Origin of the sequence: Pantoea sp. UYEF8, assembly GCF_040546285.1 — a bacterium.
Lineage (GTDB): Bacteria > Pseudomonadota > Gammaproteobacteria > Enterobacterales > Enterobacteriaceae > Pantoea > Pantoea brenneri.
Genome location: NZ_JBEPNM010000004.1, coordinates 144,844 through 158,830, shown reverse-complemented (window position 1 = coordinate 158,830; position 13,987 = coordinate 144,844). Strand labels below are relative to the sequence as shown.

Annotated in this window: 10 protein-coding genes; 7 read left to right on the top strand and 3 right to left on the bottom strand. The window is 60.0% G+C overall.

Annotated elements, in window-relative coordinates:
- Position 1 precedes the first annotated feature (1 nt).
- The 4 genes from ABIB18_RS09785 (at position 2) to ABIB18_RS09770 (ending at position 6,800) form a co-directional block, all read left to right on the top strand.
- A complete protein-coding gene (locus tag ABIB18_RS09785; RefSeq protein WP_354474066.1) occupies positions 2–2,047 on the top strand; it encodes a hydantoinase/oxoprolinase family protein in 2,046 nt (681 codons plus the stop codon).
- 1 nt (position 2,048) lies between these two features.
- Positions 2,049–4,007 carry a hydantoinase B/oxoprolinase family protein gene (locus ABIB18_RS09780; protein WP_089562002.1) on the top strand — a complete coding sequence of 653 codons (1,959 nt, stop codon included), beginning with the start codon at positions 2,049–2,051 and terminating at the stop codon, positions 4,005–4,007.
- Positions 4,008–4,069: 62 nt separating this feature from the next.
- On the top strand, positions 4,070–5,851 hold the full coding sequence (locus ABIB18_RS09775; RefSeq protein WP_354474065.1) for a thiamine pyrophosphate-requiring protein: 1,782 nt from the start codon (positions 4,070–4,072) through the stop codon (positions 5,849–5,851).
- A 106-nt stretch (positions 5,852–5,957) separates the two neighbouring features.
- Entirely contained in the window at positions 5,958–6,800 is an 843-nt protein-coding gene (locus tag ABIB18_RS09770) for an oxidoreductase (RefSeq protein WP_089562004.1), read from the top strand.
- A 113-nt stretch (positions 6,801–6,913) separates the two neighbouring features.
- Here the strand turns inward: ABIB18_RS09770 and ABIB18_RS09765 are convergent, their stop codons facing one another.
- Positions 6,914–7,129: a hypothetical protein gene (locus ABIB18_RS09765; protein WP_031377802.1), complete on the bottom strand. Its 216-nt coding sequence runs from the start codon at positions 7,127–7,129 to the stop codon at positions 6,914–6,916.
- A complete protein-coding gene (locus ABIB18_RS09760) occupies positions 7,113–7,682 on the bottom strand; it encodes a hypothetical protein (RefSeq protein ID WP_089562005.1) in 570 nt (189 codons plus the stop codon). The genes ABIB18_RS09765 and ABIB18_RS09760 overlap by 17 nt, the downstream gene beginning before the upstream one ends.
- A gap of 378 nt (positions 7,683–8,060) precedes the next feature.
- On the opposite strand from ABIB18_RS09760, the gene ABIB18_RS09755 reads away from it, so the two are divergent.
- The 3 genes from ABIB18_RS09755 to biuH are packed head-to-tail and all read left to right on the top strand — an operon-like array spanning position 8,061 to position 11,477.
- Positions 8,061–9,497 carry an amidase gene (locus tag ABIB18_RS09755; RefSeq protein ID WP_046288239.1) on the top strand — a complete coding sequence of 479 codons (1,437 nt, stop codon included), beginning with the start codon at positions 8,061–8,063 and terminating at the stop codon, positions 9,495–9,497.
- Complete coding sequence (locus tag ABIB18_RS09750) at positions 9,494–10,798, top strand: purine-cytosine permease family protein (protein ID WP_046288240.1); 1,305 nt, start codon at positions 9,494–9,496, stop codon at positions 10,796–10,798. Before ABIB18_RS09755 ends, ABIB18_RS09750 begins: the two co-directional genes overlap by 4 nt.
- Positions 10,791–11,477, top strand: coding sequence for a biuret amidohydrolase (gene biuH / locus ABIB18_RS09745; protein WP_046288241.1), 687 nt, complete (start codon positions 10,791–10,793; stop codon positions 11,475–11,477). Before ABIB18_RS09750 ends, biuH begins: the two co-directional genes overlap by 8 nt.
- A 21-nt stretch (positions 11,478–11,498) precedes the next feature.
- Here the strand turns inward: biuH and ABIB18_RS09740 are convergent, their stop codons facing one another.
- A complete protein-coding gene (locus ABIB18_RS09740; RefSeq protein WP_354474064.1) occupies positions 11,499–13,688 on the bottom strand; it encodes a putative bifunctional diguanylate cyclase/phosphodiesterase in 2,190 nt (729 codons plus the stop codon).
- Positions 13,689–13,987: the final 299 nt, after the last annotated feature.

Here is a 13,987-nt window from a genome sequence, read left to right as displayed (position 1 = left end):
GATGCGATACCGCGTTGGCGTGGATATTGGCGGATCCTTTACCGATTTCGCCGTGCTCGATCAGCAAACCAATCAGATTCATACCCTCAAAGTCCTGTCGCGCCCGGATCGGCCGGGCAGCGAAATCGTCAACGGGCTGACGCAGTTTCAGCAGCGTGATGGCATTGAACCGACAGAGATTGGCTATTTTACCCACGGCACCACGGTCGGAATCAACGCGGTGATCCAGCGCCGCGGCGTTCGGCTGGCGCTGTTTGCCACCGAAGGCTTCTGCGATGTGCTGGAGCTGGCGCGGCTGAAAATTCCGCATATCCACGACCTCTTCTCGCGGCGTCCCGCACCGCTGATTAGCCGCGATCGGGTGTTTGCTATCCGCGAACGCAGTGACTGTCACGGCAACGTGCTGCAACCGGTCGATCGTCAAAGCGTGCTGGATGCGATCGCGCAGGCGCGGGCGGCGGGCTGTCAGGGCATTGTGGTTTCGCTGCTGCACAGTTACCGCAACCGGCACAATGAAGCTGCCGTTAAAGCGATTATTGACGAAGTGGCACCCGAGCTGCTGACCTCCTGTTCGGCCGATATCTGGCCGATCATTCGTGAATACGAACGCACCATCACCGCCACCATCAACGCCTATGTCCAGCCGATGGTGATCAACTACCTCGAATCGTTTGAGCAGGCGCTGCAGCGTATCGGGGTGAAGCCCCCGCCGCGCATTACCAAATCGAATGGCGGCGTGATGGGCATTGAGCAGGCGAAACGCGAGTGCGTACAGATGGTACTCTCCGGGACCGCATCCGGAGTGATCGGGGCCAGTTATCTCGCCAGCGCCTGCGGTTTCGACAAAATTCTCAGCCTCGATATCGGCGGCACCAGTGCCGACGTGGCGGTGATTGTGGATGGCAAGGTGGCGCAGGGCAACGGCGAAATCATTGGTGATTTCCCGATCTTTATTCCGTCGGTTGCCGTGACCTCGGTCGGGCAGGGCGGCGGTTCACTGGCATGGATCGACGGCCAGGGCGTGCTGCAGATGGGACCGGACAGCGCCGGTTCGCTGCCGGGACCGGTCTGCTTCCAGCGCGGCGGGACGCAGCCTACCGCCACCGATGCCTTTGCCGCCTGCGGCATGATGGGCCACGGCGCGCTCGGCTATAACGCCGTGAGCGTAGATGTAGCCGCCGCCTGCGCGGCCTGGCAGCCACTGGCCGATGCGCTCAAGGTGACGGTGCATGAAACGGCAGAGACCGCCATCCAGCTGGCGATCTCCAGCATGTACAGCGATACCAGCGGTTTGCTGTCACGGTTTGGCCTCGACCCGCGCGAATTCTGGTTCCTCGCCTTTGGCGGCGCAGGGCCGATGATGGGCTGCTTCCTGGCACGCGAGCTGAACATGAAAGGGGTGATCGTGCCGCCCACGCCTGGTGTCCTTTCGGCGCTCGGCGGGCTGGTGGCCGACATCCGCAATGACTTTATCCGCACTCTTTACAGTGACCTGACGCCAGCGCTGGCCGACACCTTAGCCAGCGAAGCGCAGGCGTTACAGCAACGTGCCTGTGGCTGGCTGGCGCAGGAGCATGGCAGCGAGATGCCGTACCAGCTGCAATTCAGCGCGGATATGCGCTATCGCGGCCAGTCGTTTGAGATTGAAGTGCCGCTGGAGGCGACCTGGCTGACGACGGCTGACGTCACGGCGCTGCATCAGGCGTTTGATCGTCAGCATCAGCAGCTGTTCGGCCACTGTGACGCGGATGCGCCGGTGCAGCTGATCAATCTGCGGCTGGTGATCGCCTCGCCGGTGCCAAAACCAGAAATTAATCGCCTGCCAGCCGCCACCGAACCGGTCGCGGTGCTGAAGCAGGTGACGTCGTGGATTGATGGCGCGTGGCATCAGGTGGATGTGGTGCTGCGGTCGGAACTGCGCGCCGGGCATCGGCTGACCGGCCCGGTGATCGTCGCCCAGGATGATTGCACCACCTGCGTGCCGCCCGGCATGTGGGTCAAAGTCGACCCCTTTGGTAACCTGCTGATCACTGCGAGCGAGGCGTAATATGGCAATTGACGGACGTAACCTGCAAATCCTCGCCAACTACTGCGCGGCCGCCGCCGATGCGATGGCGTTTACCCTGATGCGCACCGCGCACTCGACTTTTGTCAAAGAGACTGAAGATTTCTCCTGCCAGATTGTCAGCCGCACTGGCCTGGCGTTCGCCTCACCGCGCAGCTTTGGCGCACCCTGGTACAGCGGCATCGACTATGCGCCGGTGCTGGCGCTGATTGAGGATTACGCCGAGGGCGACATCTGCATTACCAATGATGCCTACGCCGGTAACGTCGCCACCCATTCGCCCGATATCCATATCTGGAAGCCGGTGTTTCATCAGGGCGAAATTGTCTGCTTCGTGGTTGGCCACATTCATAACACCGATGTCGGAGGGGCAGTACCGGCTTCGCTGTCGCGTTCGCTGACCGATATCGTGCAGGAGGGGATCCGCATTCCGCCGCTGAAAATCGTCAGCAACGGCGAACTGAACGACGATGTGGCCCGCATCATGCGGCTCAACGTGCGGGCACCAGAGCAGAACTGGGGCGATTTCAAAGCACAGCTGGCGTCGGTTAACGTGGGTGAGCGCAAAATTCACGACATTATTGCCCGTTTTGGCGTTGATGATTTCCTGCAGGGCATTGAAGGGATTCTCGATTATGCCGAAGCACAGGCGCGCAGCATTATCGCCACCATTCCTGACGGCGACTATTTTTATGCCGACTACGCCGATGAAGATGGCGAAGGCGGCTATCCCTGTCGCATCGCCATTACGCTGCGGGTAGAGGGCGATCGGCTGGAGCTGGACTACACCGGCAGCGATCCCCAGTTAGCCTCCTCGCTGAACATGCCGACCGGCGGCCGTGAGCGGCATCCGCTGGCGCTGGTCGGCGTGACCTATGTGCTCTCTACGCTCGATCGTTCGCTGCTGCTCAACGCCGGTACGCTGCGGCCGACCCGGGCGATACTGCCGCCGGGCACGGTGATGAACTGTGAGGCACCGGCGGCGGTGGGCATGCGCTCACTGACCTGCGCGCTGTCGCAGATTGCTACCGTCGGCGTCTTCTCGCTGGCAATGCCGGACCGTCTGCCTGCTAACTCGCCCGGCGGCAACTCGATCATGAATATCCGCACCCAGACTCAAAACCGCAGCGTGGTTGCCTCGCTCGGTCCGGTCGGCGGTGGCGCAGGCGGCACGCCGCGTCATGACGGACCAGACGGCTCGGGTGGCCTCTCCGCCTTCCTGAAAAATACCCCGATTGAGATTAATGAAGCGGAAGTACCGATTCGTTTTCACCGCTATGGACTGGCCCAGGACAGCGCCGGTGCAGGCCAGTATCGCGGCGGATTAGCCACCGAAATGGCATTCGAAGTTTTCTCGCCCAATACCACTATTACCGCACGTAACCGCAACCGGTCGGTATTTGCCTCCGCCGGCGTGGTCGGCGGGCAGAGCGGGGCGCTGTCGCACTTCCGCACTCTGCGTGACGGCAGAGTGATTAACCACGGCAATACCGATGTGATCAGCGCAGAGCCGGGCGACGTGGTGGAAGTGCGCGGGCCGGGCGCAGGCGGTTATGGTTTGCCGTCACAGCGCGACCCGCAAGCGGTGCTACAGGATGTGCGCTGCGGCTTTCTCAGCCTTAACGCGGCCCGGCAACAGTATGGCGTGGCGATAGTGGATGATCAGCTGGATCTGCAGGAGACAGCCCGGTTGCGCGCCGCGATGCCACAGCAAGCGAGCCAGCATTTTGAGCACGGCGCGGCGCGTCAGCGCTTTGAATCGCTCTGGACAGCGCAGCGGTATCACTTGCTTACGGTTTTTCTTGCCGCAGCGCCGGTCAGCTGGCGGCACTTCCTGAAAACCCAGGTATTCCGCGCGGTGGAAGAAATAGGCGAAACGGCGGATATGGCGCAAATATTCAGTGATTTGCGTCAGCGATACCCGGCAATGGCGAACAACTAACGGCAATGCGGCATCGTCTACTACGCTTTAAGTCTGCAAGGACAACCAAGGGAAACGCGACGATGAGCATGAAAACCAGTGATTTTTTTGTCCAGCGCCTGAAAGAATGGGGCGTCACCCGGATTTACGGCTACCCTGGCGACGGTATTAACGGCGTGCTGGGGGCGATTCAGCGCGCCAATGAGAAGGGTGATGGCATCGAATTTATTCAGGTGCGCCACGAGGAAATGGCCGCATTTATGGCGGCCGGTCACGCCAAGTTCACCGGTGAAATGGGTGTTTGCCTGTCAACCGGCGGGCCTGGCGCAACCCATCTGCTGACCGGTCTGTATGACGCCAAAATGGACCATGCGCCGGTGCTGGCGATTGCCGGTCAGGCGGAAGCCACGGCCCGGGGAGCCAGCTATCAGCAGGAGATGAATCTGGATCGCATCTTCTCGGACGTGGCGAATTTCGTCCAGGAAGCGGCCGCGCCTGCTCAGGTTCGTCACCTGATCGATCGCGGCGTGCGTATTGCGAAGGCCCAGAACGGCGTCGCGGTGGTGATCATCCCCAAAGATATCCAGGATGAAGAGTGGCAGGCGCCGCAGCATCTGCACGGCTTCACCCATTCGGGCAGCGGCTATCAGCGGCCAAAAGTGGTTCCGTATGAAGCGGATCTGCAACGGGCTGCCGACATACTGAACGCCGGTAAAAAAGTGGCGATTCTGATTGGTGCCGGCGCGCGCAACGCCGCGGTTGAGGTGGTGCAGGCCGCCAACGTGCTGGGTGCCGGCGTGGCGAAAGCGCTGCTGGGCAAAGATGTGCTGCCGGACGACGCGCCGTTTGTTACCGGATCGATTGGCCTGCTCGGTACCAAACCCTCGTCAGATTTAATGAAAAACTGCGATACCCTGTTGATGATTGGCAGCGGCTTCCCGTGGACCGAATTTTTGCCGGAAGAGGGCAAGGCGCGGGCGGTACAGATCGATATCGATCCGGCGATGCTCGGCCTGCGCTATCCCTGTGAAGTCAACCTGCATGGCGATGCCGCCGAAACCCTGCGCGCGCTGCTGCCGTTGCTGGAGCATAAGCAGGATCGAAGCTGGCAGGAAGATATTGCGGTTCAGGTACGTGACTGGTGGACGCTGATGGAAGAGCGGGCCATGGCACCGGCGAATCCGGTCAATCCGCAGCGCGTCGTGTGGGAGATGTCACCACAGCTGCCGGACAATGCGATTGTCACCTCTGACTCCGGCTCGTGCGCCAACTGGTTTGCCCGCGATTATCGGGTCAAACAGGGACAGCGCGCCTCGCTCTCCGGCGGGCTGGCCTGCATGGGTGCCGCTGTCCCTTACGCCATCGCGGCTAAGTTTGCTCACCCGGAAAAACCGGTGGTGGCGCTGGTCGGTGATGGCGCAATGCAGATGAATAACATGGCGGAGCTGATCACCATTCAGAAATACTGGCAACAGTGGGCCGACCCGCATCTGATCGTCTGCGTGTTCAACAATCAGGATCTTAATCAGGTGACCTGGGAACAGCGGGTGATGGAAGGCAATCCGCGCTTTGACGCTTCGCAGCAGCTGCCGGATGTAAAATACGCCGAGTTTGCTGAGTCGCTGGGATTAACTGGCATTTTTGTCGACAACCCTGACGATCTGGCTGCCGCCTGGCAGCGTGCGTTGAGCGCCGACCGCCCGGTGTTGCTGGAGGTGAAAACCGATCCGGAAGTCGCTCCGCTGCCGCCGCACATCACCTTTAAGCAGGCAAAAGCCTTTATGGCGTCGATGGCGAAAGGTGACCGTGGCGCGGCGCAAATCATCAGTGATACCGCCAGTCAGCTGTTGCATAAAAAGCATTAAGGGTTAAGCCGGGCCATGTTGCGCCGCTACCCTTACGCTTTTCTCCCCGGGCGCACTCGCGTCCGGGTATTCCCCCTTCTTCAGCATAACTAACGGGAGTCTTACCATGGCTACTGATACAAGCCCTGTCTGGTTTATTTCGGGATGCTCTACCGGTTTTGGTCGCGAACTGGCGCAGCAGACTATCGCGCGCGGTTTCCGGGTGGTGGTCACGGCACGTGACACCGCGAAAGTCGCCGATCTGGTTGAAGGGCATGACAATGCGCTGGCGGTGGCGCTGGATGTCACTCAGCAATCCAGCATCGATCAGGCGGTGCAGGCAGCGCTGAATGCGTTCGGCACCATTGATGTTCTGGTGAATAATGCCGGTTATGGCTACCAGAGTTCGGTGGAAGAGGGTGAGGAGCAGGAGATCCGCGCTCAGTTCGATGCCAACGTATTCGGTCTGTTTGCCCTGACCCGGGCAGTGCTGCCGGCGATGCGCAAGGCGCGCAGCGGGCACATCATTAACATCACCTCAGTGGCGGGCTTTATCGGCTTTGCCAGCTCCGGTTACTACTCGGCCAGCAAGCATGCGGTGGAAGGCTGGTCCGACTCGCTGGCACAGGAAGCGGGTCCGCTGGGTATTCACGTCACCTGCGTCGAGCCGGGTCCATTCCGCACCGACTGGGCCGGCCGCTCGCTGCATCAGACCCCGAGCACCTTGCCGGAATATGCTGATACCGCTGCCGCCCGGATGAAAGCTACCGCCGAATACAGCGGCACTCAGAAAGGCGATCCTGCCCGTGCCGCTCAGGCGATGATTGCGATTACCGAACATGATAATCCGCCACGTCATCTGGTAATGGGCGCATGGGGCTATGAGGCAGTCACCAGTAAGCTCAAAGAACGTCTGGCGCAGATTGAAGCGTGGAAACAGACGTCGGTGGACACCGATTTTCCTGAGTAGGTAGTAGGTGACTGTACTGCGGATGGCGGGAAGTCGTCAGAATGTGGAATTGAATCCGAAGCCGGTAAAACAGAAAGGCCCGGACAACGGGCCTTTCACCGCGAAGCGCGAGCCTAAATTTCCTGCGTTTCGCGCACCTGCAGCTCTTGCAACTTGCGGCGCACCAGGGCAGAGGAGGAGCGTTTTTTCGCCTGAGCTAACTGGGCTTTAATGGCGGGCAGATCGGGTCTGGCCATCCACTCAGCAATCAACAGTGCCTTTAACTCCCGGTTCCCGACCTCAGTCGGATCCAAAGCGGTGGTATCATCGTGTTTATCGTAATACGACATAACAAGCTCTCCCTGTAGTCACTATTTTATAAGCCTGGAAAAATTCCGGGATTAAAGGTTGCGGTGCTTTCTTCGGCAACCCTGTTCGGCGATTGTAGCGTAGTTCATTTTTTAACCCAAGCATGGCATCGTAAATCTCCTCCAGGGGTGTCGGACGATTGCGGTCAACGATCTCTCCTGACGCGGCCTGGAAAACAAAACCGCCAATACAGCAGCTTTCATAGTGTGCAATTAACGCCAGTACTACGTTCTTTAAAACGACAGCACTGCCCAATCCGGCAAGGCTAATGTGGCGAAAATCACCCAGGCACTCCAGACCATCGAACACGTCAAAACAGACCTCAGCCAGGCCGTTAACCGGAAAGGAGATGCCTTGTGGCATCCGGTATCCGATACGGGTAAAGATATGTTCATCAATCAGGTTGCCAGCGATAACGGTGTAAGACTTATTACCGGCAACAAACACGTAGCTGTGATGAACCCGCCGGTCGTAAATGAATCTTTTTCGCCTGATGTCGTAGTGTTCGAGAAAAACCTCTTCGTCTATGCGCACTTATCATCCCTGCATGCAGCCTGTAAATCCTTAAGCCGCGATTTTTCAGTAGCTGCCCGGACTCGTCAAACACCCATATGAAAATTAGGGTTATCCATTCCAGAGTGATAGTCGCTGTTGCTGCGCATCGACCTTATTTTGCGACCCTTGCCGCACTTCATCTCAGCAATGCGCCCCGTTATCGCGCATCCGTGCGCTATCGCCGTGCTGAAAAAATCCGCCCCCGCATCCGTTAGTGGTCTCAGGCCATCATAAGAATTCGATCTTGTATCCCAGTCCGTATCCCGTCTGGCATCCCCGTTTCAGACCGGTCCGTTCACCGCTTTCTGGCACGCTTCCTGCACTTACTCATCAGCGATGTTACTGGCGAGGTAGACCATGTTTGACTCCTTATTAGATGAAGATGCGACCACCCTGGCGGCGATGATCCGCAGCGGTGACGTTTCGGCCAGCGAACTGACTCAGGCCGCGCTGGCGCGTATGGCGCGGCGGGAGCCTGACATTCAGGCGTTTTGTACGCCGACGCCGGATCGGGCGCTGGCACAGGCAAAAGCGCTGGATGCCCGCAGGGCACGCGGTGAAACGCTGGGTGCGCTGGCAGGCGTGCCGCTGGCGGTAAAGGATTTGATCTGCACCGCCAGCGTACGTACCACCTCGGGTTCGGCTGCATATCAGGATTTTATTCCTGACGACGACGATATTACGGTCGAGCGACTGCTGGCAGCCGATGCCATTCTGCTGGGCAAAACCACCGCGCCGGAGTTTGGTTATAGCGGCGTCGGACACAATCCTCTGTTCCCGTCGCCCCGCAATCCGTGGGATCTGACGAAGACACCTGGCGGCTCCAGTGCCGGATCGGGCGCGGCAGTGGCGGCGCGGCTCTGTCCGATCGCCCTTGGCAGTGATGGCGGCGGCTCGGTGCGCATTCCGGCGGCTCACTGCGGCATTTACGGGTTCAAAGCCTCAATGGGACGCGTCCCGCTGTGGCCCGGCTGTCGCGATGAACGTTATCCGGGCGTCTCGAGCTGGGAATCGCTGGAGCACATTGGCCCGATGACGCGCACGGTACGCGACGCCGCCTTGATGATGTCGCTGATGGCTGGCCCGGATATGCGCGATCGCCACTCGATTCCCTGTAGCGACGTTGACTGGCTGGGCGCGCCCGATCAGCCGGTCGAAAAACTGCGCATCGCCTTTAGCGCCGATTTTGGCTACGTGGCGGTCGATCCTGAGGTCCGCGCCGTGGTCAGTGGCGCCGCGCAGCGTTTTGCGGCGGAAATCGGCGCAGAGCTGGAGCTGGCCGATCCTGGTTTCAGCGATCCCTCGGCGGCATTTGGTGCGCTGGTGGCGATGGAAAGCGATCTTAGTGGGATGCGCAGGATGATGGAGCAGCAGGGCGATCGGATGTCGCCGCACCTGGTCGCCATGCTACAGCGCGACTGGCGGGCCGAAACCTTTACCGACGCCATCACCACCCGCAAAGCGGTCAGCAATAGCCTGTGGCGTTTTATGCAGCGCTACGATCTGCTGATCACCCCGACGCTGGCGGTGCCGCCGTTCGCGCTCGGTATGCAGGGGCCGGAAATCATCGATGGCCGCATGGTACGCAGCGATCACTGGCTGTCGTTCTGCTTCCCGTTCAACTTCACCGGCCAGCCAGCGGCCTCGGTGCCGGCCGGTTTCACCGCCAGTGGCCTGCCGGTGGGACTGCAAATTGTCGGACGGCATCTTGATGATGCTTTAGTGCTGGCTGCCAGCGCGGCTTTCGAGCGCATTCAGCCGTGGAACCACCTCCAACCTGGAATCGCCCAATGAAAAACGCCTCTGCACCTGCATTAGAACAGGAATTTGAACATCAGCCGGTGCCGCTAACGCACCGTCACTCCACCCGTTCCGTCTCGGCAGTCTGGTTCGGCTTTCCGATGATCCTGACCAATGCGCTATTCGGCGGCATCATCACCTGGCACCTGGGCTTCTGGCCGGCGCTGATCGCCATTCTGCTCGGTAATCTGGTGCTGTTCGCCTACGTCGGCGCGCTGAGCTGGTACGCCGGTAACAGCGGGATGAACTTTGCCTTACAGGCGCGCCGCACTTTTGGCAGTAAAGGTTACATTCTGGTCTCCGGCTTTCTCTCGACCGTGGTGATTGGCTGGTACGCGTTTCAGACCGGGCTGACCGGCACGGTAATTAATCAGACCTTTGGCTGGAATGCGCTGGCGGTTACCGCCTTTGCCATGGTGCTTTATACCGCCATTACCTTTCTCGGGGTGCGTGCGCTGTCGGTACTGGGGATGATCGCCGCGCCGCTGTTTGTGGTGCTGGGCGGGGTGGCGCTCTGGCTGATTAGCCAGCAGCATGATTTCACAACCGTCACCCACTGGCAGGGCAGCGCCAGTGCGGCGGGCGCGATGAGTATGGGCACCGCCGTCACCATGGTGGTAGCTGGCTTTGCCGACTCCGGCACCATGACCGCCGACTTTACCCGCTGGTCGAAAAATGGCCGTTCCGCGGTGATCGCCGCATTCTCAGCCTTTCCGGTGGCGAATGTGATCTCCTATCTGTTTGGGGTGGTGATCGTCGCGGTCGGCGCGGCGGTCGATCCGCTGACCAATGGCGGCAACTTTCTGCCGATGCTGATGGGACACAGCGCCTTTTTATCGGTAGTGGCCTGCCTGTTCGTGTTCATCAACCTCGGCTCGGTCTGCACCCACTGCCTGTATAACGGCGCAGTGGGTTTCAGCCATCTGTTCAGCAGCAAAATGCGCCTCTGGACGCTGATTCTGGGCGCGATTGGCGGGGCGCTGGCGCTGGCCGGCGTCTGGTCTTACTTCCTTGAATGGCTGAGTCTGCTGGGGATTGTGGTGCCGCCGTTTGGCGCAGTGATGATTGTTGATCTGATTTTTATGGCGAAAATCAGCGAGCAGCGACCGTCACAGCGTTTTCGCGCTACCGCCTTTGCGGCCTGGGCGATCGGCAGCCTGTGCGCGGTCATCGCTCATCTGGCCTTTCCGCAATTTGGTGAGGCGGTGATTGGCCTGGTGACCGCCGCCCTCAGTTACAGCCTGATTAGCCGGGCGCGTGCGCCGCAGCCGGTGATGGAGAATAAAAATGCCTGATTACAGCGTCAACTCTGTGCCTTACGCCTGGCCGTTTGACGGCGGTTTCAGCCCGGCCGATACCGCGCTGGTGGTGATTGATATGCAGACTGACTTTTGCGGCGTTGGCGGCTACGTCGATACTATGGGTTACGATGTGGCGCTGACCCGTGCCCCGATTGCGCCGTTGCAGCAGGTGCTGGCGGCGATGCGCGCCCGACAGTTTCCGATCATCCATACCCGCGAAGGGCATCGGCCGGACCTCAGCGATTTGCCGGCCAATAAGCACTGGCGATCGCGACGGATGAAGGCGGGCATCGGTGATGCCGGGCCGTGCGGTCGTATTCTGGTACGAGGCGAACCCGGCTGGGAGATTATCCCGGAACTGGCGCCGCTACCGGGCGAGGTGGTGATTGATAAACCGGGCAAAGGTTCGTTTTACGCCACCGATCTGGAGTTGATCCTGCGCAGCCGCAACATCCGCAATCTGATCCTCAGCGGCATCACCACTGATGTTTGCGTGCACACCACGCTGCGTGAAGCCAACGATCGCGGATTTGAATGTCTGGTGCTGTCTGACTGCTGCGCCGCCACCGAGCGGCGACATCATGAAGCGGCGCTGAGTATGATCCACATGCAGGGCGGGATTTTTGGCGCGGTTGCCAGTTCGGCTGCCTTGCTGGATAGCCTCGGTGGATAACCCACAGCGGCCCGCAGTCGGTCAGCTCTGCCGCGCATCGCGCTGTGGGCTGGCCTCAACCAGACTGGCAAGCTGATCGACCGGAACCGCGTGACTGAACAGATAACCCTGTAGCTGATTACAGCCCGCATCTGCCAGCGCTGACATCTGGCCTGGCGTCTCAACGCCTTCGGCGGTCACCATCAGGCCCATCGCATGTCCCAGCTTAACCACTGACTCAATAATGGCGACCGAATTATCCGCTACGCCCAGCGACTGCGTAAACGAGCGGTCAATTTTGATCTTATCGACCGGGAAGTGGCTGAGATAGTTCAGGCTGGAGTAGCCGGTACCAAAATCATCCAGCGCGATGCGGAAACCCGCCTCGCGTAGCGCGATAATGATGGCGCGCGCCTCTTGCTCATCTTCGATCAACACTCCTTCGGTGATCTCCAGCTCAATCCACATCGGATCGCCGCCGTGCTGCCGGACAATTTCAGTCATCCGTTCAACAAAGCCGGTGGCACGAAACTGCACCGGCGAGACGTTGACCGCCACCATCAGGCCGGGAAAACGCTGCTGGGTGGCGCAGGCTTCCGCCAGCACCCACTCTCCGAGCGGAATAATCAGCCCGGTCTCTTCGGCAATCGCAATAAATTCGCCGGGCACCACCAGGCCACGGGTCGGATGATGCCAGCGCAGCAGCGCCTCGACGCCGACCATCTGCTGACCGCCAATGTCCATCAGCGGCTGATACCAGACTTCCAGCCCCTGCTGGCGTTGCAGCGCGCTGCGCAGGTCAGCGGCGATGGTCTGACGGGTACGCACCGACTCATCCATCGCCCGTTCAAACTGTCGATATTTGCCGCGTCCGCCGCTTTTGGCTTCGTACAGCGCAATGTCCGCTTTGCGCATTAATTCCAGCCGATCAACGCCATCTTTGGGGGCCAGCGCCAGACCGATGCTGGCACCGCTCCAGACTTCGCTGCCAAACAGCGTAAACGGCTGGCTGAGCTGGTCGATGATGCGCTGCGCCAACCCCTGCGCCTGGGAAAGCGTCTCTACTTCTGGCATCACCACGATAAACTCATCGCCGCCGATCCGCCCGACGGTATCGCTGGCGCGCACCATCCGGCTCAGGCGCTGCGCCACGGCAATGATCAGCTCGTCACCGGCATGATGGCCATGGGTATCGTTGATCGCTTTAAAACGATCCAGATCGATCAGCAGCAGCGCCACCCGCTGATCGTGACGCGTGGCCAGCGCCAGAGCCTGAGTCAGACGATCTTCTACCAGCGCACGATTGGGCAGACCGGTCAGCACATCGTGAAACGCCAGATGCTGCGCCTGCGCCTCAGACGCGCCCAGCTTCAGCATCGACTGCGACAGAGTGATCGACGAGGTCCAGAGGCGACGCACCATATACAGGCAGAGCAGGGAGATCGCCAGCACCGCCAGACCGGTTGACGGGCCGATCGTGCGCAACATCTGCGCGCCGGGACGGGCTGGCACCCAGTTGAGGTAGCCGACCGCATCACCGGATTGCGCAATCAGCAGGTAGCGCGCTTCGGTTCCGGGCTGCGGCGTCCCGTCGGAGAAGTGCAGTCCTTTTAGCTGGTTGCGTTCGGCCAGGCTGGCCAGATAGCCATCGTCGAGGAACTTAAGGCTGACCAGCCGGAAGCGCGGCAGGGCATCACTGTCGCGCTGAATATTACCGACCGCCAGCGCGGCTGCACGACCAGCTAAGCGGGCATAATCGACCTTATCCTCACGGCCCCGACTCTGAACCACCGGGCTTTGCAGGATGTCGTTAATCAGTGTGGCTTCCTGCTGTGGCGCGACCGGCTGGCCATCACGCCATACCCTGACGATCTGGTTTTGCGGGTCCAGCACCAGAATCAGCTGATGGCCAAACATCTCAAACAGCCAGTTGCCAATGTTCTCATCCAGCCAGCCCGGCGCGGTATCCTGATCCAGCAGATACTGCTGAAGCGGCCGCCAGCGCGACAGGCTGCGTAGCTGGCGCAGATGTTCGTCCAGGCTCTGGGAGAAAGAGGCTTCAATCATCCGCTGCTGCTGTTGCCGGGCCTCGGCGTTGGTCAGCGAGGTGCCAATGAACAGCGCTGTGCCCGCGCCGCCAAAGGTCAGCAGCAGAATCGCCACCAGCGGCACCAGCACTTCACGCAGAAAACTGCGGCGGAAATCGCCAGAAAGTTTAAGGCTGTTTATCATTTTTATTTTTTCTCTGCAGCAGGAGTACAGCTTAAAAACTAGCAGACGGTAACGGGTCTTCCACACAAACCTTCACGCACAGTGAAGCCGGCGATGGTTTTTGCGGTGAAGGTGAGGGAAGCAGGAGCAGCTGTGACAGAAAGGAAAAGATGGCTTGAGGGGATTTAATCCAGTCAGGCTTATGGGTGATGGGTTTTTTGATGTGCCCCCATCCCCCAAATTCACCTCTCCTTCACTCCTCCGTCACGGTTCTGTCATCTGATCCGGTCAAGGTAATGCCATCCCGCAGTGACTTTTCG